Raw genomic sequence first — 24,188 nt, 5'->3', positions numbered from 1 at the left:
GAATTTTGTCGTCAATGGCCGGTCAGTTCCCGTCTCCCACCCGCTCCAGCAGCGCCACCGGCAGCCTGCCGAACAGCTCGCCCACGCGCGCGTGACCCGTGAACTCCCGCCCCGGCGCCAGCACGTCGGCCCACCGCCCCGGCGGCAGCGGCAGGACCGTGTCCCGCCAGCCGCCCGCCGCGGCCAGCCGCAGCGACAGCCGGGTCACCGCCGTGACCACCTCCCCGGAACGCGCGAACGCGAGACAGTGCGCCGCGGCCGGCCCCTCGGCGATCAGCGGCGCGTACGTCGCCGTGTCCCCGAAGACGTCCGGGCGCCGGGTCCGCAGCCGGAGCGCCGCCGCCGTCACCGCGTCCTTCTCGCCCGGGTGTTCCGGCGGGAAGGAGACCGGCCGCCGGTTGTCCGGGTCCACCAGCGCCCGGTACTCGCCCTCCGTCCCCTGGTAGACGTCCGGCACCCCCGGCATCGTCAGGTGGACCAGGGCCGTGCCCAGCACGTTCGCCCGGACGTGCGGCCCCAGCGAGGCCCGGAAGGCCGCCACGCGCTCTCCTGGCACCCCGCACGGCCCCGCCCCGACGAACGAGACCACCGCCTCCTCGTACGGCGGCTCCTGCTCCGTCCAGCTCGTGTACAGGCCGGCCTCCCGCACATGCTTCACCAGCGACCCCCGCACCCGCTCCGGGGCCGCCGGACCGAGCCCGAACACCGTCTGCCAGGCCGCCCAGGCCAGCTGCGCGTCCGGCACCCCCTCCCCGTCCAGGGTCACCTCGGTGAGCACGTCCGCCCAGCGCTCCGGACACTCCGTCAGCACCGCCAGCGCCGCCCGCACATCGGCGCTGCGCTTGGTGTCGTGCGTCGTCACCACCGTCCCGGTCAGCGGCCAGTCGCGCTGCACGCGCGCGCAGTACGCGTGAAAGGCGTCGGGGGAGACGCCCGGGCTGCCCGGGTCCCCGCCCACCTCGGTCGCCGACAGCAGCGGCACATAGCGGTAGAACGCCGTGTCCTCCACGGACTTGGCCCGCAGCGCCGAGGCGGTCTGCGCGAACCGCGTCCGGAACTCCGCGAACCCCGGCCCGTCCCCCGCCACCAGCAGCCCGCGCACCACGTCCACGGCGCCGCCCTCGGCGGGCACCACGAAGGCCCGCCGGGCCTCCTCGGCGGCCTCCTCGGTGACCACGGTGGACACGTCACCGGAGGCGTACGGCCGGTACACCCGCATCCGCACCAGGAGCTCCTGCAGCGCGGTGCGCAGCGCCCAGGGCGCCCGGTCGCGCAGGGCGGGATCCGGCGAGGTCGCGCACGCGCGCGTGGCGACCCGCGTCAGCCGGTCCGTCTCGGCCGCCAGCTCGTGCGTGATCACCTTGTAGGCCGCCCGCCGCACCGTGGTCGCCCAGTCGCCGCCCCGGTCCGTCTGCGGGGCCGCGAACCTCCGGTACTGGCCCAGGAGTTCACCGGCGCCCGCGGGATCCGTGAACAGGCCGTCCACGTGCCGCAGGGCGTCGTACCCGGTGGTCCCCGCGACCGGCCAGCCGGCCGGCAGCTGCTCGCCGTCGGCCAGGATCTTCTCCACGACCGTCCAGCGCCCGCCGGTCGCCTCGTGCAGCCGCGCGAGATAGCCGTCGGGGTCGGCGAGCCCGTCGGGATGGTCCACGCGCAGCCCGTCCAGCACGCCCTCGTGCAGCAGCTGGAGGATCTTGCCGTGGGTGGCCTCGAACACCTCCGGGTCCTCCACCCGCACCCCGATCAGCTCCGAGATGCTGAAGAACCGCCGGTAGTTCAGCTCGGTACGGGCCAGCCGCCACCACACCGGGCGGTACCACTGGGCGTCCAGCAACTCCGGCAGCGGCAGGTCCGCGGTGCCGTCGCGGAGCGGGAAGGCGTGCTCGTGGTAGCGCAGGACGTCCCCGTCGACCGTCAGCTGCCCGAGCACCTCACCGACCGGCCCGCCCAGCACCGGCACGAGCAGCTGGCCGCCCTGCGCCTCCCAGTCGATGTCGAACCAGCGCGCGTACGGCGACTTCGGGCCCTCCCGCAGCACCTCCCACAAGGCGTGGTTGTGGCGGGGGGACATGGCCATGTGGTTCGGCACGATGTCGACGACCAGGCCGAGACCGTGCGACCGCGCGGTGGCCGCGAGTGCGCGGAGCCCGTCCTCGCCGCCGAGTTCCTCCCGCACGCGCGCGTGGTCGACGACGTCGTAGCCGTGCGTGGAGCCGGGGACGGCCTCCAGGACGGGGGAGAGGTGGAGGTGGGAGATGCCGAGCGAGGCCAAGTACGGCACGGCCGCGGAAGCCGCCGAGAAGGGGAAGCTGGGCTGGAGCTGGAGTCGGTAGGTGGCTGTCGGCACGGTGAGGGCAGTTCGCTCGGCTGTCATGCGGACGTATGTACCCGTCTCGTCGGTTTTTGTGTCACAGCGCGGGCCCGGTGGGGGTTGCTCGCGCAGTTCCCCGCGCCCCTGAAGGGGCGCGTCTAAGCGGGCCTCTTCAGAACGGTCAGGCTCCGGCCCACCAACGTCAGACGTTCGCCCCCGTCCACCTTCGGCCCGGCCGACACCGGCTCCGCCAGCGCCGTGTCGACCACCACCTCCCACTGCCGCCCGTGGTTCACCGGTACCAGGAACTCCAGGGGGCCCGGCGAGGCGTTGAACATCAGCAGGAAGGAGTCGTCGGCGATCCGCTGTCCCCTTGTGCCCGGTTCCGAGATCGCGTTGCCGTTGAGGAAGACCGTGAGGGCCGACGCCTGGGCCGAGTCCCAGTCCCGCTGGGCCATCTCGTGGCCCTCGGGGGTGAACCAGGCGATGTCGGAGAGCTCGTCGTGGGTGCCCTCCACCGGGCGGCCGTGGAAGAAGCGGCGGCGCCGGAAGACCGGGTGCTCCTTGCGCAGCCGCGCCATCGCACGCGTGAAGGCCAGCAGGTCGCTGTCGTCGTCGGGGGCCGGCCAGTCCACCCAGGACACCTCGTTGTCCTGGCAGTACGCGTTGTTGTTGCCCTGCTGGGTGCGCGCGAACTCGTCGCCGTGGCTGATCATCGGCACGCCCTGGGACAGCATCAGCGTGGCGACGAAGTTCCGCATCTGCCGTTCGCGCAGTTCGAGGATCCCGGGGTCGTCGGTATGGCCCTCGACCCCGCAGTTCCACGAGCGGTTGTGGCTCTCGCCGTCGCGGTTGTCCTCGCCGTTGGCCTGGTTGTGCTTGTCGTTGTACGAGACGAGGTCGTGCAGCGTGAAGCCGTCGTGGCAGGTGACGAAGTTGATGGAGGCCAGCGGGCGGCGGCCGTCGTCCTGGTAGAGGTCGGAGGAGCCGGTCAGCCGGGACGCGAACTCCGCCAGTGCGCGGGGCTCGCCGCGCCACAGGTCGCGCACGGTGTCCCGGTACTTGCCGTTCCACTCGGTCCACAGCGGCGGGAAGTTGCCCACCTGGTAGCCGCCCTCGCCCACGTCCCACGGCTCGGCGATCAGCTTCACCTGGGAGACGATCGGGTCCTGCTGCACCAGGTCGAAGAACGACGAAAGCCGGTCCACCTCGTGGAACTGCCGGGCCAGGGTCGCCGCGAGGTCGAAGCGGAAGCCGTCGACGTGCATCTCGGTGACCCAGTACCGCAGCGAGTCCATGATCATCTGGAGGACGTGCGGGGACCGCATCAGCAGCGAGTTGCCGGTGCCGGTGGTGTCCATGTAGTAGCGCGGGTCGTCCGTCAGGCGGTAGTACGACTGGTTGTCCAGGCCGCGGAAGGACAGGGTCGGGCCGAGGTGGTTGCCCTCGGCGGTGTGGTTGTAGACCACGTCGAGGATCACCTCGATCCCGGCCTCGTGCAGCGCCCGGACCGCCGACTTGAACTCCAGGACCTGCTGGCCGCGGTCGCCCCAGGAGGCGTACGCGTTGTGCGGGGCGAAGAAGCCGATGGTGTTGTAGCCCCAGTAGTTGTTCAGGTCCATGTCGACCAGCCGGTGGTCGTTCACGAACTGGTGGACCGGCATCAGCTCCAGGGCCGTGACGCCCAGCGCCGTCAGATGGTCGATGACGGCCGGGTGGGCCAGGCCCGCGTACGTGCCGCGCAGCTCCTCCGGCAGGCCCGGGTGGCGCATGGTGAGGCCCTTCACATGGGCCTCGTAGATCACGGTGTGGTGGTACTCGGTGCGCGGCCGCCGGTCGTCGCCCCAGTCGAAGTACGGGTTGATCACCACCGACGTCATGGTGTGCGGTGCCGAGTCCAGGTCGTTGCGCTTGTCGGGGTCGCCGAAGTGGTAGCCGTACACCTCCTCGCCCCAGTGCACCGAACCGCCGATCGCCTTCGCGTACGGGTCGAGCAGCAGCTTCGCCGAGTTGCAGCGCTGCCCGCGCCCGGGGTCGTACGGGCCGTGCACCCGGAAGCCGTAGCGCTGTCCCGGCATCACGCCCGGCAGGTACGCGTGCCGGACGAAGGCGTCGCTCTCCCGCAGTTCCACCGCCGTCTCGGAGCCGTCGTCGTGCAGCAGACACAGCTCCACTCGGTCCGCGTCCTCGGTGAAGACCGCGAAGTTGGTCCCGGCGCCGTCGTACGTGGCGCCGAGCGGATATGCCTCTCCAGGCCAGACCTGCATGAAGTCGACTCTTCCAGGTGCGTCCTGCGCCCGGGGGCGCCTTGGTCATGAGTCTGCCCGAAAGTAATGGAACCCCTTGTGACTTACGTCCCTCTTACTCGGCGACCAGTGCACACAGTGACCGATGTGGTGATGTGTGCCGAACCAGTGGGGCAGACACGTACTCCCTGTGACCAAGGGGGAGTAAGGGGAAGATGTGCGCAAGATAGTGCATCGCCATCTGGGCAAAGTGGTGGCCGGTGCGGGACTGGCGGTAGCGGGGACCGCCGTGATGGTCGGGATCACCCTCCCGGGTACGGCAGGGGCGAACGAGTCGGGAGGGAGCGACGGGAGCGGCGTGGTCGCCGCCCAGCAGGGCGGCCAGGGCCAGGACGCCGTCGAGCCGGGCGTGGTGGAACAGGCTCCGGCCGAGGGGAAGAAGGGCACGGGCAGCGACCCGCTGACCGACGACGAGACCAAGCGCGTCGAACAACTCGCTCTGACCAAGCAGATGTTCAGCGCCGGGGAGAACGTCGAGGGCCGGCGCGGCCCGGAGCGGCTCAGCGTCGATCTCGCCGAGCCCGACGCGAACGAACTGGACAGCCCGAACGCGCCGCGCCGCGCGGACGTGACGTTCTACGACTACCGGGACGACACCCTCGTCACCCGGACTGTGAACCTCGACACCGGCAAGGTCGAGCAGACCACCAGCCGCACGGGCGTCCAGCCGCCGCTCAGTCACGACGAGAACGTCGAGGCGCTCAAGCTGCTGGTCGCCGACCCGCTCGGGGCCGGCCTGAAGGCGGACTTCAAGGACGCCACCGGTAGCGAGCTGACCGACCCGGAGCAGCAGCTGCTGCTCAACAGCGCGGTCTACCGCGCCACTCCGGGCGCACAGCCGGCCGCGCTCGACAAGTGCGGTGAACACCGCTGCGTGCGGCTCTTCCCGAAGGTCAAGAACGGCCCGTGGATCGACGCCAGGTCGCTCATCGTCGACCTGAGCGCACGCAAGGTCGTGAAGCTCGGCGGCTGAGCCGGCTCCTTCGTTCACCCTTCCACCCTGCATCTCCCGTACCAGGAGTCACTTCGTCATGCACCCGAACAGAATCCGCCGTGCCCGCAGGACGGCCGCCGTCGGGCTGTCCGCGGCCGCGCTGGCCGCCGGCGTGACCACCGCGGCCGGACCCGCCGTCGCCCAGCCGAAGCGGGCCGGCGCGGCCGCCGCCGACTGCTCCGCCGCCTACCGCATCGAGCAGAAGCTCTCCACCGGCACCACCTGGCGGATGTGCTGGCGCTACGACAGCAAGGCCGGGCTGGTCCTGGAGCACATCTCCTACCAGCCCAAGGGCGAGTCCGCCCCCATCAAGGTGCTCTCCAGCGCCCGCCTCGCCCAGATCGACGTCCCCTACGACGACGGCAGCGTCGAGTACGACGACCTGACCGGCTTCGGCTTCGCCCAGGGCCTGGTGCCGCTCGACTCGGCCGAGTGCCCCGGCGGCACCATCAAGACCGTCAAGGTCCCCGACGCCTGGGACCCGGCCCACCCGAACGTCAACGGCCTGTGCACGACCACCCGTTCGCGCGGCCACGCGTACCGGATGCAGGCCGACACCGGCAACCGGGTGTACCAGCAGCAGGGCAAGGACCTGCTGATCTACACCGTCAACAAGGTCGGCTGGTACGAGTACATGACCGAGTGGCGGTTCCAGGACGACGGCACGATCAACATGAACGTCGGCGCCACCGGCAGTCTCTCGCCGGGCGACTACGACGCCGGGGACGGCCGCGGCTGGCCGATCGGCAAGGGCGCCCACGCCTATGCCACCAGCCACAGCCACAACGTCTTCTGGAAGCTGGACTTCGACCTCGACGGCTCCTCCAAGAGCCGCGTCGAGCAGTACGACTCGAAGGTCAGCGCCCCCGTGCACGGCCAGGAGGCGCCCAGCAACAAGACCACCCGGACCGACGTCACCAAGGAACTCGCCGGCGACGCCAAGAACATGCGCTGGTGGCGGGTGGTCAGCACGGCCGGCAAGAACAAGGACGGGCACGCGCGGTCGTACGAGATCGTCCAGAGCGCCAGCAACAAGTACCCGGGCCACCCGTTCACTTCGCACGACGTCTACTTCACCCAGTACGACAAGTGCGAGCAGTTCGCCAGCAACAACCCGGGCTGCGCGAGCGATCACCCCAAGACCGTCGACAAGTTCGTGAACGGGCAGACCCTCACCAACCCCGTGGTCTGGGTGAACGTCGGTTTCCACCACATCGCGCGCGACGAGGACCAGCAGCCGATGCCGGTCCACTGGCAGGGCTTCTCCATCGCCCCGCGTGACGTCACCGCTATGAATCCGCTCACTCCGGCCGCCCTTGCTGATCAGAACGGACAGCCCGGAAACGGTAGTTGAGAAACGACCTGGGCATCCGGCTGCACCGCCGACCACTCCCGGAGTACCCTTCCTTGATCGTTGGCACAGGGAGAGCTCGGGGGAGCGGAAGGCGGTGCACGGGGTGGGCTCGGGAGGCCTGGAGCTGCCCCCTGGTGACGAGGGTCACGAGGGGAACTCCACAGACGTCCCGCCCGGCGCGGTGTCCCTGGCCCGGCCGATGGACGCCACGGGCTCCATCGGGCCGGAGCTGGAGTGGGACGCCGACGCCTGGCTGGAGGTGCGTACGCGCGCCCAGCGGGCGGGCCGGGCCTACATCTGGCTGAACCTCGTCGAACAGCGGATGCGAGCGGTGGTGGCCGCCGTGCTGCGGCCCATCTACGAACCCGTCCACGGCGACGAGTGGGTGATCGCCGCGGCCGGCCCGGCCGGCCAGGAGTGGGTCCAGCGGGCGGCCGCGGTCCGCGAGGTCAGCCGCCGCAAGGGGTACCTGCTCGACCTCGCCGACGACAACGTGCTCAGCTTCCTCACCCTGCCGCAGCTGCGCGAGCTGATGGTGCAGCACTGGCCCTGCTTCGAGCCGTACTTCGACGAGCGCCGGGACGTCGAGCTCGCCCTGGACGAGCTGGAGGTGACCCGCAACATCGTCTCCCGCAACCGGGCGCTGTCCGGGGCCGTCCTCGACCAGGCCGAGCGCGCCTCCGCCCGGCTCCTGGAGATGCTCGGCGCGGGCGGCGACGTGCCCTCGGCGCGCCGGCTGCCGGTGGACGCGGTGGAGGACCTCGTCGGCGACCGCTACGCGGACGTCGTGGCCGTCCACCCCGACCGGGTCCGCCTCATGCGCCAGTTCCCGGCCGAGGACCTCTTCGGCGGCGCCCGCCGCCTGGACGCCATCGGCATCGGCCTCAACCTGCTCGTGCAGAACTTCTCCGGCCGCCGGCTGATCCGCCTCGCCGAGACCGGCTGCCGGGTCCGGCTCCTCTTCCTCAACCCCGCCTCCAGCGCCGTCAAGCGCCGCGAACGCGAACTCGGGATGAAACGGGGCGAACTGGGCCGCTCGGTCGAGATGAACATCCTCCACATGCGCCGGGTCCGCTCCCGGCTGCGCGACCCGGGCGCCTTCGAGATCCAGGTGTACGACGACACCCCCCGCTTCTCCGCCTACCTGGTGGACGGCGACGGCGCCGACGGCGTCGCGGTCGTCCAGTCCTATCTGCGCGGGGCGCGCGGAATGGAGTCGCCGGTGCTGGTGCTCCGCAACGGCGGCAAGGTGGTCAAGTCGGACGATGCCGTGGAAACGGGCCTCTTCCCGACGTACCGCGAGGAGTTCGAGATGGCTTGGGCGGATTCGCGCCCCGTGTCCTGACGCGTGTCCCGGCATGTATCCCGGCGGGTGTCCCAGCCTGTGTCCTGGCGGGTGTGCGGCGGTGACGCGCCGCCAAGCGGAACGCGGTCCTCTGATTGTCAGTGGGGCATGCGAGGGTGGAGACCACTGGGGGAAAGCACCACCAAGAAGGGGGGCCGCCCATGGGCTGGCACCAGGAGCTCCTGATCGGCTTCGACCTGGAGACGACGGGTACGGATCCGCGCGAGGCACGGATCGTCACGGGGGCCGTGATCGAGGTCAGGGCCGGGCAGGAACTGGGCCGCCGCGAGTGGCTGGCGGATCCGGGCGTGGAGATCCCGGCCGACGCGGTCGCGGTGCACGGCATCAGCAACGAACGGGCGGCGGCGGAGGGCAGGCCGGCCGACCAGGTCGCCGACGCCCTCGCGGACGTCCTCACGGGCTACTGGAAGACCGGCGTCCCGGTCGTCGCCTACAACGCGACCTTCGACCTCACCCTGCTCTCGGCGGAACTCCGCCGGCACGGACTCCCGTCCCTCTCCGACCGCCTCGGCGGTCTCGCCCCCGGGCCGGTCGTCGACCCGTACACCATCGACCGCTGGGTCGACCGCTACCGCCGCGGCAAGCGGAACCTGGAAGCGGTCTGCGCCGAGTACGGCATCACCCTCGCCGCCGCCCACAACGCCTCTGCCGACGCCCTCGCGGCGGCGCGGCTGGCCGGCGCGATAGCCGAGCGCCACCCGAAGATCGCGGCGCTGGGGCCGGCGGAGCTGCACCGGCGGCAGGTGGAGTGGTATGCGGAGTGGGCGGCCGACTTCCAGAGCTTTCTGCGCCGCAAGGGGGACGCCGACGCGGTGGTGGACGGGGCGTGGCCGCTGCGGGAGCTGGCCGAAGTGGTCTGAGTGCGGACCGGTGGGGGCTGGTCGCGCCCGCGCGGCGGAGCCGCAAATTGACACGGCTCCGCGCCCCTGAAGGGGCGCTACGGCTCAGAAGGGATACCACCGCACCGACTCGTCGCCGTCCCGTAGCGACGCCACCCGGCGTTCGAACTCCGCCAGCGCCTTCGGGTTGGTCGGTGCGTGCTGGGCGACCCACGCACAGCTCGCCGTCTCCCGGGCCCCGCGCAGCACGGAGCACCCCTCCCACTCGCGTACGTCCCACCCGTAGGCCGTGACGAACGAGTCGTAGGCGTCGGCGGGCATCCCGTACCGGTCCCGGGACAGCGCCATCACCACCAGGTCGTGCTCGCGCAGGTCCGAGGAGAAGGTCTCCAGGTCGACCAGGACCGGCCCGTCCGGGCCGACGTGCACATTGCGCGGCAGCGCGTCCCCGTGGATCGGTCCCGGCGTCAGATGGGGCGTCAGCGCGGCCGCGGCCGCCGCGAAGCCGTCGCGGCGCTCCCGCAGATATGCCGCGTCGGCGGGGGCGATCGCGTCGCCGGCCAGCCGCAGCCAGCGCTCCACACCCCCCAGCAGCTCGCGGGGTGGCAACCCGAAGGGAGGTGAGGGCAGTGCGTGGACGATCCGCAGCAGTTCGGCCAGATCCCGCGGCTCGGCCGGCCGCACCGGGTCCGGCAGCCGGTGCCACACCGTCACCGGGTGGCCCTCGACGAGCAGCGCCTTCGGCTCGGCCGCCCGCACGGCCGGCACGTCCGCCTCCGCCAGCCACCCGGCGATCTCCAGCTCCCGCCGGGCCCGGTCGAGGAGCTCACTGTCCCGGCCGACCTTCACCACCAGGTCGTCGGCGGCGAACACCGCGTTCTCGCCCAGGGCCAGGAGCGAGGCGTCGGCCGCCGCACCGGGCAGCACATCCGCCGCGGCCAGTACGTCCCGCGCCCTTGCCTCGTCCATCGTCCGCCTCCGTGTCCGTCGCCGACGCCCGCGCGCCCGCGGCTGTGCGGGTGCACACGGCGCCGACTTTCCGTCGCCAGGCGGCCAGTTTCGCATCCACGGAGGTCGGAACGGGTGCGCGGTGCCTTGACGAGACCTCCGGCCTTCACGACCATGTCCAGGCCTGACCGGGCCGCGCAAAGGGGGATGACGTGGCATTGGCGACGAACGTGGCGAACGGGAGGCGACCGGCCGCCTCCTTCGTGACCGACCGCGGCGCCTGGTTCCTGGTCCTGCCCGCCCTGATCCCGATCCTCGTGCTGAGCGTCGGCCCGCTGCTCTACGGGATCCTGCTGGCGTTCACCGACGCCCAGTCGGGCCGGACCGCGGCGACGCAGTGGATCGGCGGTCTCAACTTCCGGGACCTGTTGCACGACACCCTCTTCTGGGAGTCGTTCCGGATCGGTCTGGTGTGGGCGGTCGGGGTGACCGTGCCCCAGTTCCTGCTCGCGCTCGGCCTCGCCCTCCTGCTCGACCAGGAGTTACGGCTGCGCTGGCTGGCCCGCGCCCTCGCGATCGTCCCGTGGGCGATGCCCGAGGTCGTCGTCGGCATCATCTGGCGGCTGGTCTACAACCCGGACGCGGGCGTCCTCAACGAGACCCTGCGCGACTTCGGCCTCGGCGACGGCCGGGACTGGCTGAGCGGCCTCGGCACCGCCCTGCCCGCCGTGATCGTCGTCGGCGTCTGGGCCGGGATGCCGCAGACCACCGTCGCTCTGCTCGCCGGACTCCAGAACACCCCGCGCGAACTGCACGAGGCGGCGGCCGTGGACGGCGCGGGCGCCTGGCGACGCTTCCGGACGGTCACCTGGCCCGCCCTGAGACCGATCGCCCTGGCCATCACCGCGCTCAACCTGATCTGGAACTTCAACTCCTTCGCCCTGGTCTACGTCCTCACCAACGGCGGACCCGGCGGCAAGACCCGGCTGCCGATGCTCTTCGCCTACGAAGAGGCCTTCCGCTACGGCCAGTTCGGGTATGCGGCCGCGATGGGGTGCGTGATGGTCGCACTGATCGCGGTGCTCCTCGCCGTCTTCCTGGCGGGGCGGCTGCGCGGAGGCGAGGACGCGTGAGGACTCGACCCGCGGCGCGCGCCGGCCAGTACGCGGCCCTGCTCGCCTACCTCGTCTTCCTGGCCTTCCCGCTCCTGTGGCTGCTCTCCACGGCCTTCAAGTCACCGACCGAGCTGGGCAGTCTGCACCCCACCTGGATCCCCCGGCACCCGACCCTGGCCAACTTCCGCCAGGCCTTCGACGAACAGCCCCTGCTCCGCGCCGGCCTCAACTCCCTGCTCGCCGCGCTGGGCGCCGCGCTCATCGCCGTACTCCTCGCGACCCCGATGGCGTACGTCATGGCCCGGCGCCGTACCGCGCTGTCCCGGGCGGCGACCGGATGGGTGGTGGTCAGCCAGGCCTTCCCGTTCGTCCTGGTGATCATCCCGCTGTTCCTGGTGTTGAAGAACCTGCGGCTGATCGACTCCCTGTTCGGGCTGGTGATGGTGTACGTGGTGTGGGCGCTGCCGTTCGCGCTGTGGATGCTCGTCGGGTACGTCCGGGCGGTGCCCGTCGAACTGGAGGAGGCGGCGGCCGTGGACGGGGCCGGGCGGCTGCGGACGCTGGTGTCGGTGACGGCACCGCTGCTGGCGCCCGGGATCGTCGCGACCGGGCTGTTCGCCTTCGTCACCGCGTGGAACGAGTTCTTCTTCGCGCTGGTGCTGCTGAAGACACCGGAGAAACAGACCCTGCCGGTCGTCCTCACCCATTTCATCGGCGCGGAGGGCGTGGCCGACCTGGGCCCGCTGGCGGCGGCCGCCTTCCTCGCCACCCTGCCCTCGCTGGTCGTCTTCGCGCTGGTGCAGCGGCGGATCACGGGCGGGATGCTCGCCGGGGCGGTGAAGAGCTGATGCGCACCAGGATCGGCACGGCGGTCGTCGTCCTCCTCCTGCTGCTCGCGGGCTGTACCTCCGCATCCCGCACCGGCGGCCCGATCACCCTCCGTTTCCAGTCCCTCGCCTGGCAGGACGAGTCGGTCACCGCCAACAAGGAGCTGGTGAAGGAGTGGAACGCCACCCATCAGGACGTCAAGGTCGAGTACGTCCAGGGAAGTTGGGACAGCGTCCACGACCAGCTGCTCACCTCCTTCGAGGGCGGTGAGGCACCGGACATCATCCACGACGCCTCCGACGACCTCGCGGACTTCGCCTACGGCGGCTACCTCGCCGACCTGAGCGATCTGCTGTCCGCCCGACTCAAGTCCGACATACCGCAGCGCAGTTGGCAGACGGCGACCTTCGGGAACGGTGTCTACGGCGTGCCCTTCCTCCAGGAGCCGCGCGTCCTGATCGCCAACAGGACCTGGCTCGCCGAGGCCGGTGTGCGCATACCCACCCCCGAACACCCCTGGACGTGGGCCGAGTTCCGGCAGATCACCGAACAGCTCAGCGGCGGCGGCAAGTACGGTGTCGCCTGGCCGCTCAAGGAGCCCGTCTCCGCCACGCTCAACCTGTCGCTGTCGGCGGGCGGGCAGCTCTTCCACCGGGGCGCCGACGGCAAGGTGACCGTGCGCTTCGGGGCCGCCGACCAGGTCGTGCCGCGCACGATCCACGACCAGGTCGACATGGACCACAGCGCACCCGGCTCCACCCTGGGCAGCGGCGGCTCGGACACCCTGCCGGGCTTCTTCGCGGGCAAGTACGCGATGGTCCCGCTCGGCTTCTCCTACCGTCAGCAGATCGTGCAGCAGGCCCCCAAGGGCTTCGCGTGGGAGGTGCTGCCCGCCCCGGCCGGCGCCGACGGCCTCGCCCAGGGTGTCAGCCCGCAGACGCTGTCCATCGCCCAGGACAGCCCGCACAAGAAGGAGGCGGCCGAGTTCGTCGACTTCCTGCTCCGGCCCAGGAACATGGTCCGGCTCGCCCTCGGCGACTGGATGCTGCCCACCGGCACGCAGGCCCTGGCCGATCCGGCCCTGCACACCGCCACGTACGGCTGGGCCACCGGGACCGCGCTCGCCTCACACCTCAGCCCGGCTCCCGCCCAGACGGTCCGCGGCTACCCCGAGTGGAAGGACAAGGTGGCCACCCCAGCCCTCCAGGAGTACTACAGCGGCGCCATCGGCCTCACCGCACTCCGCCAACGCCTGGAGAAGGACGGCAATCTGGTGCTGGCCCGCTACCAGCGCTGAGACCAGAAGGGGACAGGACCCGTTGGCTCCCCCGGAGACCAACGGACCCTGTGTCAGAGGGTGGTGCACCGCGCGGTTCAGACGCGCAGCCGCTCCTCCTCGCCCCGCGTCACCGGCGCCACCGCCTCCGGCGACTCGTCGTGCGTCAGGTCCGGCAGCCACCGCAGCCAGCTCGGCAGGTACCAGTTGCGCTCGCCGAGCAGGGCCATCACCGCCGGGAGCAGCACGCCCCGGATGATCGTCGCGTCGATGAGGACCGCGGCCGCCAGGCCCACGCCCATCTGCTTCATGGACTGCATGGACAGCGTGCCGAAGATCGCGAACACGGCGACCATGATGACGGCGGCGCTGGTGACGACCCCGGCCGTGGTGACCACGCCGTGCTGGATCGCGTCCTTGGTGGACCGGCCGCGCAGCCGGGCCTCACGGATCCGGGAGACCACGAACACGTGGTAGTCCATGGACAGGCCGAACAGGATCACGAAGAGGAACAGCGGCAGCCAGGTGACGATCGCGCCGACGCCCTGGGCGCCCACCAGCGAGGCGCCCCAGCCGTGCTGGAAGACGGCGACGAGGATGCCGTAGGCGGCGCCCACCGAGAGCAGGTTGAGCAGGATCGAGGTGATCGCGACCGTCAGCGAGCGGAACGACAGCAGCATCAGGAGGAAGGCGAAGACGACGACGAAGGCGAAGACCGGGACCACCGAGCCGAGCAGCTGGTCGTTGAAGTCCTGGTTGCCCGCGACGTTTCCGGTGATCGGCGCCTGCACGCCGTCGACCTTGCCGAGAGTGGCCGGCCGTACCTCGTCGCGCAGCTTCTGCAGGCTCTGGCCGGCCTTGTCCATGTCGGAGCCGCCGACCAGCGGTACGGAGATCAGGGCGACGTTCTGGGCGTCGTGCAGTTTGATGTCGACCGGGCCGCGCGAGGCGCCGGAGCTGATCGCCCGGTCCTTGAAGTCGGTCAGCGCCTGCCGGACCTCGGGGGCGTTGATGTCCTTCGCCTTGACGACCACCTCGGCCGGTTCGGAGCCGCCCGGGAAGGCCTGGTTGACGCGGTCGTAGGTCTGCACGATCGGCAGCGAGTTCCCGAACTCCTGGTCCAGGGTGAGCTGCGAGGTCTTCATGCCGAGGGCGGGCGCGGTGACCGCGAGCAGCGCGCCGACCGCGACGAGCACGGAGACCAGCGGCTTGGCGAGCACGCCCCGCAGCACGGCCGTCCAGAAGCGGCTCTCGGAGGGCCCGTGGGCCCGCTTGCGGCGCAGGAAGGGGAGACGGCCCTTCTCGACCCGGTGGCCCAGCAGGGAGAGCAGGGCGGGCAGGACGGTCACGGAGCCGACCATGGCGACCGCGACGACCATCAGGGAGGCGAGGCCCATCGCCTCGAACTCGGCGAGGCCGGTGAAGAGCATGCCCGCCATCGCCACGCACACCGTGACACCGGAGACGATGATCGCCCGGCCGCTGGTGGCGGCGGCGATCCGGAGCGCGGCACCCGCGTCCCGGCCGGCCTCCCGCTCCTCGCGCTCCCGGCGCAGGTAGAAGAGGCAGTAGTCGACACCGACGGCCATGCCGACCAGCAGCATCACGGAGTTGGCGGTGTCGCTCATCGGCTGCAGGTGGCTGACCAGCCCCATCAGGCCCATCGTCGCCATGATCGCGGTGATCGCCAGACCCACCGGCAGCAGTGCGGCGACCAGGGCGCCGAAGGCGATCAGCAGGATGCCGAAGGCCACCGGCACCGCGGAGTACTCGGCCCGCTGGAAGTCCTTGCCGAAGGCGTCGTCGTACTGCTTGTTCATGCTGGCGCCGCCGATCTCCTCGATCCGCAGCGTGCCGTGCGTCTTCTGGACCCCGGCCACCGCGTCCAGGACCGGCTGGACCCGGTCGCCGGCGGTCTCGGAGTCACCGCGCATGTCGAACTGGACCAGTACGCTGCGGCCGTCCTTCGAGATCGTCCCGGCGGTGTAGGGCGAGGTGACGTCCGTGACCCTGCCGGTGCCGTCGACGGCCTTCATGACCTCCGTGACGGCGGCCCTGAAGGCGGCGTCCGTGGCCTTCACCGACGGGTCCTTCGACTGGACCAGGACCGTCTCGCTCGCCGGTTCCTTGATGCCCGCGTCGTCGATGATCTTCGCCGCGGTGTGGGTCTCGCCCTTCAGCTGGTCGCTCTCGTCGACGTCGACCCGGCCGGCCGCCGAGCCGAGCCCCATCGCCAGGACGACGAACAGCACCCATATACCGACGGCGGCCCAGCGGTGCCGGGCGCTCCAGCCGCCGGCCCGGGCGGCCAGCCCCCGCACCCGCGTCTCTCCGTTGCCCTTGACGGGATCCATGACGGAAATGCCCCCTCGTGTGCGGTGACGACCCCCCGGTCGCCACGAGCTCTTCACGACTTCCTTCGTTCGATTCGAAGGTATGGGGCCGATAAGACCGACTCCTCGTGCTGTCCGGTGAAGTACGGCGGCCGCCTCTCGTCGCCGAGGAGGATGTCGGGCCCTTACATCTATCCACCCATCTCGGGGGTGATGATCAGGGCTGTCCCTTCCGACGACGGGGATCCTCTTTGTGATTGCGAAACCTTGTTGAACAAGTCACAGGTGCGTGTAGGAGTTGCTCCGGGCCGGTCCGATCGGCCAGAGTTTCGGGCAACCCGGGTTGCCCGGCACGGCCGTCGTGCCCACCCCCACGGGGCACGACGGCCGTTCTAAGGTGTTCGAATGACGACGTATGCGGCACTGCTGCGCGGGATCAACGTGGGCGGCAACAAGAAGCTCCCGATGGCCGAACTGCGCGCACTGATGACCGGCCTCGGGTACGGCTCCGTCCAGACCTACCTGCAGAGCGGGCAGGCCGCCTTCACCGCCGCCCACGGTGACGCCGAGTCCCTCGCGGCGGAGCTGGCCAAGGCGATCGAGGAGCGGTTCGGCTTCTCGGTCGACGTGCTCGTCCGCGACCACGCCTACCTGAAGGCGGTCGTCGAGGCCTGTCCCTTCCCGGCCGCCGAGCTGGCCGCCAAGCAGCTCCACGTCACCTACCTCTCCGAGCCGGTGGCCCCGGAGCGCTACGCGGACATCGACCCCGCCGCCCACCTCCCCGAGGAGTTCCGGCTGGGCGACCGCGCGCTGTACCTCCATGTTCCGGACGGCCTCGGCCGCTCCAAGCTCGCCGAGGCGCTGTCCCGGCCCCGGATCCACAAGGGGCTGATCGCCACGACCCGGAACTGGAACACCGTCGTCAAGCTGGTGGAGCTCACGGCCGGGGAGGCGTGACCCCGGACCGGGAGGCCTGACCCCGGACCCTGGCCCAGGGGCGGGACCGACGCCTGTGCGAGGCTCGTCCCATGCGCTACATCATCATCGGAGCAGGTGCCGTCGGCGGTGCGATCGGCGGCCGGCTGGCCGGCGCGGGACACGAGGTCGTCCTGGTGGCGCGGGGCGCGCACCACACGGCGCTGCGGGACGGCGGGCTGCGGCTGAAGGTGCCGGACGGCGAGTACACGTACCGGCTGCAGGCCGTCACCGGGCCCGGGGAGCTGGGCGAGCTGCGGGCGGACGACGTACTCCTCCTCGCCGTCAAGACACAGGACACCGTGACCGCCCTGGGGAGCTGGGGGCCGGCACCGGTCGCGGGCGGCGGCACGGCGGCGGAGCGGCTGCCCCTGTTCTGCGCCCAGAACGGCGTGGAGGGCCAGCGCCTCGCCCTGCGCGTCTTCCGGCACGTCTACGGGGTCTGCGTCTGGCTGCCGTCGACCTTCGTCGAACCGGGCGTCGTCTCCGCCGGCGGCGCCCCGCTCACCGGCATGCTGCACCTGGGCCGGCACCCGCACGGCACCGACGCGACCGCCCGGCTGGTCGCCGCCGACCTCGAGAAGTCGCACTTCGAGGCGCCGGTCGTGCCCGACGTGGCGCGCTGGCAGTACGCCAAACTGCTGTCCAACCTGGGCAACGCGCTGGAGGCCGTCGCCGGGCCCGTCGCCGACGACGCGGCCATGACCCTGTTCGAGCGGGTGCGGGCCGAGGGCGCGGCCGTACTCGACGCCGCCGGGATCGCGTACGCGAGCGTCGAGGAGCAGCGGGCGCTGCGGGGCCACAAGGTGGACCTGGTCCCGCTGGCGGGCGCCCCGCGCGGCGGCGGTTCCTCGTGGCAGTCCCTCAGCCGCGGCACCGGCACCATCGAGGCCGACTACCTCAACGGCGAGATAGCCCTGCTGGGCCGCCTGCACGGCGTGCCGACCCCGCTCAACGACCTGCTCCAGCAACTGGCCAACACGTTCGCGCGCGAGCGCCGGGATCCGGGCTCGCTGCCGGTCGGGGACCTGGTGCGGCTGGCCGCCGGGGCTGTCGCGTTTGTTCAAGAGGTCTGACCGGCCGATTCCTGACCTGGGACGATGACGTAAGACGACCTGAAGCTCGTGCACATGTACACGACCGGATGTGCCGCCGAGGCGGCGCGTGTCGCCCTTGGCGTCACGGCGGCACAGCTCGGCAGCCGCACCGGCCTGCGGTACCGCGTCTCCGACGACACGGCTCGCTTCGTCGTCGACGTGGTCGAGCGGCACGGCGAGGTCTGCCGGCAGTACGACGGCTTCGCCGACCCGGTGCCGGAGCCGGATGACGCCCCGGTCTTCGACCGCCCGCTGGCCTCATGCGGGCGGGACCCCGGGCCCGCCCGGGGCTGACCGGCATGACCTTGACCAACTGGCCGCAAATGAAGAGTCGTTGGGTGGCTTAACCGGTAAAGCCCCTGGTGTGACACGTCCGCCTGGTATGGCGCAGAAGTTAGAGCAGGCCGCGACAGCGACGCGCGCGAGAGCCCCGTCGCAGGCCGGCCGTTCGCGGTCCGACGTCACAGGGGAGCGCCGGACCGCGAACGCACCCGGCGTCATTGATGATGCACATATCCACATGGATTTCACAGCAGTCGTGCGATTTGCTCCGCGAAGCTCTGAAGAAGCTCAAAAAATGCCGTGTCCGCATCACCCGCCGCAAATTTGGCTTGCTCCCTAGGTGATCTTCCTGATACATATTTCGAGGTCGTCATCCACAGAAAAACCGGGGGTTTTGTCGAATGTATGTGAAGCGTCTCGCCGTGTTTGCGGCCACCCTGTCACTCGGTGTCGTCGGAAGCCTTGCCGCGGCGGGGGAGGCATCGGCCAACGCCTCCTACTGGCGTACGATCCATTTCACGCACGGTAAGAAGATCTGCCTGGCCATCCAGTCGAAGGCCAGCACGAGCAAGGGTAAGCGCGAGCAGATCCAGAAGTGCAACGACGGCACGGCCCAGGTCTGGCGGATGGACTTCGCCAAGTACAACGGTACGGTCGTGGCTACGTTGCATCCGGCCTCGGACACCGGGAAGTGCCTCGACGGCGCCAAGACGGAGAAGACCGGCAGTGAATGGCTGTTGCATGCCACGAAGTGCGGCAGTTCGACCACTCAGAAGTGGAAGTACGTCACTTCGGACACGTCGGCCTACTGGGGTGCGCAGAATTACAAGACCGGTCTTTGCATCGCACCGCACAACAAGAGCAACAAGGTCGGCACCTGGATCGTGACGGCCAAGTGCAACAGCAAGACCAGCGGCGGGCAGATCCTCCAGAGCAAGTAGGAAGATCCCCGCATTCGGGGAGGAAGCCCGTACGTTCCGGTGCGTTGAATTTATGGATTCAACGCACCGGAATTCTTCTTTCCGGCAGACTCCGAAGAATCGCTGTTGCTCACGCGCTCATGCTCGGCAGCACCAGCAGCTTCTCCGAGGCCTCGTCGTGCCGTTCGAGCAGCACACGTGCCACTTCCGGCGTCGGCCCCAGGACGTCGGCCAGTACGTCTGCCTGCGCCGCGCCTCGCGCGATGCGGTCGGGCAGGAAGCCCGGAGCGAGGACGTACGGGGCCACCGCGACCCGGGCGCAGCCCAGCTCCCTGAGCTCGCGTACCGCGTCCTCGGTGCGGGGGAGGGCCGCGGAGGCGAACGCAGGCCGCACGGCGTACCAGCCGGTGCGCCGCCACTCCCGCGCGATGTCTGCGATCACTGCGATCGCCTCCGGGTCGGTGGACCCCGCAGAGGCCAGCACGACCCCGGTCGAGGACTTGTCCGCGGGGGGTAGCCCGGCCTCGTACAGGCGCCGCTCCAGGGCCGACAGGAGCAGCGGGGACGGGCCGAGCACGTCCGCCTGCCGGATCCGCAGCCGCGGCGGCGCACCCTGTAGTACGGCCGGGATGTCCGCCTTCGCGTGGAAGGCGCGGGTCAACAGCAACGGCAGGGCCACGACGTCACGGACACCCTCCGCCGCCAGGGACTCCAGTACCCCGTGCACGGACGGGATGTTGAAGTCGAGGAAGCCCGTCTCCACGCGCAGCCCGGGCCGCAGCGACCGTACCCTGCGCACCAGGGCGTGGACGGTCGCCGCATGCCGCGGATCACGGCTGCCGTGGGCGATGACGAGGAGAACGGGCTTCGTACGCATGGACCTCAGCTCTTCACCAGCAGACCACGGCTGCGCAGCACCCACCGCTCCAGCGGACTGAAGATCAGCAGGTCGATCGCGATGCCGACGAACAGGATGAGCAGGATGGCGAGGAAGACCGTCGCCATGTCGCTGTTGGTACGGCCCACCTCCAGCAACTGCCCGAGACCCATGCCCATGTCCGGCGACTGGGCGATGATCTCGGCGGCCATCAGCGAACGCCAGGAGAAGGCCCACCCCTGCTTCAGGCCGGCCACATAGCCGGGCAGTGCCGCCGGCATCACGATGTGCCAGGTGCCGCGCAGACCCGTCGCACCCAGGGTGCGGCCCGCGCGCAGGAACAGCGGGGGGATCTGGTCGACACCTGACACCAGACCGTTGGCGATCGAGGGGACCGCGCCGAGCAGGATCACCGTGAACATCACCGAGTTGTTCAGGCCCAGCCAGATCACCGCGGGCGCGACCCAGGCGACCGAAGGCAGCGACTGGAGCCCGGAGAGGATCGGGCCGAACGCCGCGCGCACGAACTTCACCCGCGCCACCAGCAGGCCCAGCGGCGTGCCGATGGCCAGCGCGAGCAGGAAGCCGAGCAGACCGCGGGAGACGCTGCCCCAGATGTAGCTGAGCAAAGTCCCCTTGACCCACTGGTCCTCGACCGCGCCCCAGACGTCGGCGGGGGAGGGCAGCTTCGACGGGTTATCGACGACCGGGTAGAGCAGGCTCCAGGCCACCAGCACCACGGCGATGGCGACGATGGGCGGAAGGATCTTGTTCTTGAAGGTCTCCGCGAACGGCGTACGGCCGGTGGCCGTGGTCTCCAGCGCGTCGAGACCCGCCTCCACGCTTCCGGCGTCCTGCGCCGGCGTTGTCTCAGTGCTGGCCATGACGGCGGATCTCCCCACGCAGTACGTCGGTTATCTCAAGGGACAGTTCGGCAACCGGCGCGTCCTCGATGCGGCGTGGCTGCGGGATGCCGACTGTCCACTCGCGCGCGATCCGTCCCGGGCGGGACGACAGCAGGATCACCCGCTGGGCGAGCCGCACCGCCTCACGCACGTTGTGCGTGACGAAGAGGACGGACAGGCCGGTCTCCGCCCAGATCCGGGTCAGTTCGTCGTGCAGCACGTCTCGCGTGATGGCGTCCAGGGCCGCGAACGGCTCGTCCATCAGTAGCAGACTGCTTTCCTGAGCGAGCGCCCGGGCCAGTGCCACGCGTTGCCGCATACCGCCCGACAGCTCGTGGACGCGCTTGCCGTACGCACCCTTCAGTCGGACGAGTTCGAGCAGTTCCTCGGTCTTGCCCCGCCGGTCGTTCTTCGGAACTCCCCTGAGCTTGAGGGCGAGTTCGATGTTCTTGCCCGCGGTCAGCCATGGGAAGAGCGCGTGCTCCTGGAACATCAGGGCCGGGCGGCCGTCCGTGGCGATGGAGCCGACGGTCGGCTGGTCCAGGCCCGCCACCAGGTTCAGCAGGGTGGACTTGCCGCAGCCCGAGGCCCCCAGGAGGGTGACGAACTCGCCGGGCGCGACATCGAGGCTGATGTCGTCCAGGACGAGCTGCTGCCCGCCCGGTCCTGCGAAGGACTTCGAGACATGCTCAAGGCGAGCGGCGTACTCCACCGACTCTTCCGCCTTGGCGAGGGTCGTTGCCATGGTCGTCACCTCCTGGGAACTCATCGGGCGTGGATCAGCTGGCGCCGAGACCGGCGTCGTCGACCGTGCTCTCGCCCTCGGCCTTGAGGACCTTGTTGAGGATCGTGAGGTCGTAGATGCCCTTCAGATCGGGCTTCTCCAGCAGACCGGCCTTGACCGCGTGGTCCGCCTCGGTGTTGAGGGTGGAGGCCAGCGGGTCGTCGGTGAACTGGATCGACTTCCAGGCAGGATCCAGGACGTTCGCCGGGAGCGCCTTGCCGGAGTCAGCCTCGAGCTGCTTGTTGGCGACCGCCTTCGCCTTGTCGGAGTTGGCGTTGATCCACTTGTTGGCCTCGACCGAGGCCTTCAGCACCGCCTCGACGGCCTTCGGGTGCTCCTTCAGGAAGTCGGCCCGCACGATGATGTTCGTGATCACGAACTTCTTGTCCGGCCACAGCGACGCCTCGTCGAGGAGTACCTTGCCCCCCTCGGCGACCAGCTTGGACGCGGTCGGCTCCGGCACCCAGGCACCGTCGATGGCGCCGGACGCGTAGGCGTCCGGGGTGATCTTGTTGTCGGTGCGGACCACCGACACATCACCCTTGCCGGTGTTCGCGTCGACCTTCCAGCCCTGGTCGGCGATCCAGTTGAGGAACGCCACGTCCTGCGTGTTGCCCAGCTGCGGCGTCGCGATCTTCTTGCCCTTGACGTCCGCCAGCGTCTTGATCTTCTTCGGGTTGACGACGAGCTTCACACCGCCGGACGCCGAACCACCGATGATCTTCAGGCCCTTGCCGTTCGACTTGACGTATCCGTTGATCGAGGGAGAGGGGCCGATCCAGCCGATGTCGATGGAGCCCGAGTTGAGAGCCTCGATCTCCGAGGGGCCCGCATTGAAGATCTGGTACGCGGCCTTGGTGGCGCCCAGCTCCTTCTGGAACAGGCCCTGCTGACGGGCGACCAGCGCGGTGCCGTGGGTCAGGTTGCCGAAATAGCCGATCTTGACGGAGTCGAGACCTTCGATCTTCGACGAGCCGGCGGCGACCTTCTCCTTGGCGTTGTCGGTCGTGGACTTGGACCCGTAGCCGCAAGCGGCGAGCGTGAGAAGCGGAAGTGCGGCTACCACGGCGATGCCGCGGCGAAGGAGCGTTGAGCGGTTGACAGGCACGGGAGGCTTTCCTCTCGTTGGCCCGGCGGTCACGGTCTTTCAGGTCGTGGCCGGGAGGTCGGCAGGTCTTCGTCGCATCCGGGACGTCGGGTGGGGGGCCGGGGCGCGCAGGCAGTGCGCGTACGTCTTCACGCACATCGCGCCACCCCGCCCTGCCCGCTCCCGAGGTCGCCGCTGCCGACGCGGCCGCCCTCCTTCGCGAACGTCGCGTAGACGTCGGTCATCGTCATGTCAGAAGTCCCAGCCGTCGTCTTCGGTCTCGTCCTTGACCGGCTCGGGGGAGGCGAACGACTCGCCGACCATGCCCGCGGTGAGCGTGGTGCCGTCGGCGGGGTCGATCAGGATGAACGAGCCGGTGCGGCGCGAGTCGGCGTAGGAGTCGACCGGCAGCGGCTCGGCGGTACGGATCTTCACCCGGCCGATGTCGTTGGCGACGAGCTGCCCCGGGTGCGGGTGCAGGGACAGGTCGTCGAGCGTGAGACGGGACGGGATGTCCTTGACGACCGCCTTGACCGTGCGGGTGCCGTGCTTGAGCAGCACCCGGTGGCCGACGGTCAGCGGCTGGTCGGCGACGTGGCAGACGGTCGCCTCGACGTCCTGGGTGGTCGCCGGGGCGTCCTTCGTCGGCACGATCAGGTCGCCGCGCGAGACGTCGATGTCGTCCGCGAGCAGGATGGTCACCGACTGGGTGGTCCACGCCGTGTCGACCGGCTTGCCGAGCAGGTCGATGCCGGAGATCGTCGTCGTACGGCCGGACGGCAGGACCGTGACCGCCTCGCCGACGTGGAAGGTGCCGGCCGCGATCTGGCCGGCGTAACCGCGGTAGTCCGGGTGCTCGGCGGTCTGCGGGCGGATCACGTACTGCACGGGCAGCCGCGCGTGGCAGTGGCTCAGGTCGTGGGCGACCGGGACGGTCTCCAGGTGCTCAAGGACGGTGGGGCCGCCGTACCAGTCCATGTTCGCGGACGGCTCCACGACGTTGTCGCCGACGAGCGCCGAGATCGGGATCGCGGTGACCTCGGGGACGCCCAGCTCGGTCGCGTACGCCGTGAACTCCTCGGCGATCCCCGCGAAGATCGACTCCTGGTAGCCGACCAGGTCCATCTTGTTCACGGCCAGCACGACGTGCGGGACGCGCAGCAGGGCGGCGATCGCGGCGTGCCGGCGGGTCTGCTCGACGACGCCGTTGCGGGCGTCGACCAGGACCACGGTCAGCTCGGCGGTGGAGGCACCCGTCACCATGTTGCGGGTGTACTGCACGTGGCCCGGGGTGTCGGCGAGGATGAACCGGCGCTTCGGGGTGGCGAAGTAGCGGTACGCCACGTCGATGGTGATGCCCTGCTCGCGTTCGGCGCGCAGCCCGTCGGTGAGGAGGGCGAGGTCGGGGGCGTCCTGGCCGCGGCTGGCGGAGGCGCGCTCGACGGCCTCCAGCTGGTCGGTGAGGACCGACTTGGAGTCGTGCAGCAGCCGTCCGACGAGGGTGGACTTGCCGTCGTCGACGGAGCCGGCGGTGGCGAACCGCAGCAGGGTCGTCTCGGTGAGGCCGAGTTCCGTGGTGCTGGTGCTCATG

19 protein-coding genes and 1 pseudogene are annotated in these 24,188 nt (G+C 70.4%); 11 read left to right on the top strand and 9 right to left on the bottom strand.

Going from position 1 to position 24,188, the window contains the following annotated elements:
• Positions 1-22 precede the first annotated feature (22 nt).
• Together treY and glgX are read right to left on the bottom strand one after the other, a co-directional pair.
• A complete protein-coding gene (treY, locus tag ACFWPQ_RS30145) occupies positions 23-2,374 on the bottom strand; it encodes a malto-oligosyltrehalose synthase (RefSeq protein WP_384041501.1) in 2,352 nt (783 codons plus the stop codon).
• Between the two features lie 95 nt (positions 2,375-2,469).
• Complete coding sequence (gene glgX, locus ACFWPQ_RS30140; protein ID WP_384041498.1) at positions 2,470-4,578, bottom strand: glycogen debranching protein GlgX; 2,109 nt, start codon at positions 4,576-4,578, stop codon at positions 2,470-2,472.
• 196 nt (positions 4,579-4,774) lie between these two features.
• On the opposite strand from glgX, the gene ACFWPQ_RS30135 reads away from it, so the two are divergent.
• From ACFWPQ_RS30135 to ACFWPQ_RS30120, 4 genes are all read left to right on the top strand, one after another.
• A complete protein-coding gene (locus ACFWPQ_RS30135) occupies positions 4,775-5,590 on the top strand; it encodes a Tat pathway signal sequence domain protein (protein WP_384041495.1) in 816 nt (271 codons plus the stop codon).
• A gap of 58 nt (positions 5,591-5,648) precedes the next feature.
• A complete protein-coding gene (locus tag ACFWPQ_RS30130; RefSeq protein WP_384041493.1) occupies positions 5,649-6,965 on the top strand; it encodes a copper amine oxidase in 1,317 nt (438 codons plus the stop codon).
• Positions 6,966-7,068: 103 nt separating this feature from the next.
• Positions 7,069-8,310, top strand: coding sequence for an SAV2148 family HEPN domain-containing protein (locus tag ACFWPQ_RS30125; RefSeq protein WP_384041690.1), 1,242 nt, complete (start codon positions 7,069-7,071; stop codon positions 8,308-8,310).
• 161 nt (positions 8,311-8,471) lie between these two features.
• Complete coding sequence (locus ACFWPQ_RS30120; protein WP_384041490.1) at positions 8,472-9,191, top strand: 3'-5' exonuclease; 720 nt, start codon at positions 8,472-8,474, stop codon at positions 9,189-9,191.
• A gap of 84 nt (positions 9,192-9,275) precedes the next feature.
• On the opposite strand, the gene ACFWPQ_RS30115 is transcribed toward ACFWPQ_RS30120, so the two are convergent.
• Entirely contained in the window at positions 9,276-10,139 is an 864-nt protein-coding gene (locus ACFWPQ_RS30115; protein WP_384041488.1) for a phosphotransferase enzyme family protein, read from the bottom strand.
• Positions 10,140-10,336: 197 nt separating this feature from the next.
• On the opposite strand from ACFWPQ_RS30115, the gene ACFWPQ_RS30110 reads away from it, so the two are divergent.
• Genes ACFWPQ_RS30110 through ACFWPQ_RS30100 form a run of 3 tightly spaced genes read left to right on the top strand, consistent with a single transcriptional unit; the run spans position 10,337 to position 13,358 of the window.
• Positions 10,337-11,251 (top strand): carbohydrate ABC transporter permease, encoded by a 915-nt coding sequence (locus tag ACFWPQ_RS30110; protein WP_384041687.1) that lies wholly within the window; start codon positions 10,337-10,339, stop codon positions 11,249-11,251.
• Positions 11,248-12,081, top strand: a complete 834-nt coding sequence (locus ACFWPQ_RS30105; RefSeq protein ID WP_384041485.1) for a carbohydrate ABC transporter permease — start codon at positions 11,248-11,250, stop codon at positions 12,079-12,081. The genes ACFWPQ_RS30110 and ACFWPQ_RS30105 overlap by 4 nt, the downstream gene beginning before the upstream one ends.
• A complete protein-coding gene (locus ACFWPQ_RS30100) occupies positions 12,081-13,358 on the top strand; it encodes an ABC transporter substrate-binding protein (RefSeq protein WP_384041482.1) in 1,278 nt (425 codons plus the stop codon). Before ACFWPQ_RS30105 ends, ACFWPQ_RS30100 begins: the two co-directional genes overlap by 1 nt.
• Positions 13,359-13,435: 77 nt before the next feature.
• Here ACFWPQ_RS30100 and ACFWPQ_RS30095 read toward each other — a convergent pair whose 3' ends face one another.
• The gene (locus ACFWPQ_RS30095) at positions 13,436-15,691 is read right to left on the bottom strand and encodes an MMPL family transporter (RefSeq protein ID WP_384041479.1); all 2,256 of its coding nucleotides are present in this window, start codon (positions 15,689-15,691) and stop codon (positions 13,436-13,438) included.
• A 384-nt stretch (positions 15,692-16,075) separates the two neighbouring features.
• Between ACFWPQ_RS30095 and ACFWPQ_RS30090 the strand changes: the two genes are divergently transcribed.
• From ACFWPQ_RS30090 to ACFWPQ_RS30075, 4 genes and pseudogenes are all read left to right on the top strand, one after another.
• Positions 16,076-16,627: a DUF1697 domain-containing protein gene (locus tag ACFWPQ_RS30090; protein WP_384041476.1), complete on the top strand. Its 552-nt coding sequence runs from the start codon at positions 16,076-16,078 to the stop codon at positions 16,625-16,627.
• A 71-nt stretch (positions 16,628-16,698) separates the two neighbouring features.
• Complete coding sequence (locus tag ACFWPQ_RS30085) at positions 16,699-17,721, top strand: ketopantoate reductase family protein (RefSeq protein WP_384041474.1); 1,023 nt, start codon at positions 16,699-16,701, stop codon at positions 17,719-17,721.
• Between the two features lie 129 nt (positions 17,722-17,850).
• Positions 17,851-18,036 (top strand): annotated as a pseudogene (locus ACFWPQ_RS30080) (TIGR03086 family protein); the annotation flags it as partial.
• A 395-nt stretch (positions 18,037-18,431) separates the two neighbouring features.
• Positions 18,432-18,965, top strand: coding sequence for an RICIN domain-containing protein (locus ACFWPQ_RS30075; RefSeq protein ID WP_384041471.1), 534 nt, complete (start codon positions 18,432-18,434; stop codon positions 18,963-18,965).
• A gap of 109 nt (positions 18,966-19,074) precedes the next feature.
• Here ACFWPQ_RS30075 and ACFWPQ_RS30070 read toward each other — a convergent pair whose 3' ends face one another.
• The 5 genes from ACFWPQ_RS30070 to ACFWPQ_RS30050 form a co-directional block, all read right to left on the bottom strand.
• A complete protein-coding gene (locus ACFWPQ_RS30070; protein WP_384041468.1) occupies positions 19,075-19,821 on the bottom strand; it encodes a sirohydrochlorin chelatase in 747 nt (248 codons plus the stop codon).
• A gap of 5 nt (positions 19,822-19,826) precedes the next feature.
• Positions 19,827-20,705: an ABC transporter permease gene (locus ACFWPQ_RS30065; protein ID WP_384041465.1), complete on the bottom strand. Its 879-nt coding sequence runs from the start codon at positions 20,703-20,705 to the stop codon at positions 19,827-19,829.
• Positions 20,692-21,495: an ABC transporter ATP-binding protein gene (locus ACFWPQ_RS30060; protein WP_384041462.1), complete on the bottom strand. Its 804-nt coding sequence runs from the start codon at positions 21,493-21,495 to the stop codon at positions 20,692-20,694. Before ACFWPQ_RS30060 ends, ACFWPQ_RS30065 begins: the two co-directional genes overlap by 14 nt.
• A 10-nt stretch (positions 21,496-21,505) precedes the next feature.
• Entirely contained in the window at positions 21,506-22,618 is a 1,113-nt protein-coding gene (locus ACFWPQ_RS30055; RefSeq protein WP_384041459.1) for an aliphatic sulfonate ABC transporter substrate-binding protein, read from the bottom strand.
• Positions 22,619-22,849: 231 nt separating this feature from the next.
• Positions 22,850-24,187, bottom strand: coding sequence for a sulfate adenylyltransferase subunit 1 (locus ACFWPQ_RS30050; RefSeq protein ID WP_384041456.1), 1,338 nt, complete (start codon positions 24,185-24,187; stop codon positions 22,850-22,852).
• Position 24,188: the final 1 nt, after the last annotated feature.

The sequence above is a fragment of the Streptomyces sp. NPDC058464 genome, from assembly GCF_042721035.1.
In the GTDB taxonomy this organism is placed as follows: Bacteria; Actinomycetota; Actinomycetes; order Streptomycetales; family Streptomycetaceae; genus Streptomyces.
The sequence above is the reverse complement of the archived record's forward strand: the minus strand, read 5'-3'. Positions and strand labels throughout refer to the sequence as shown.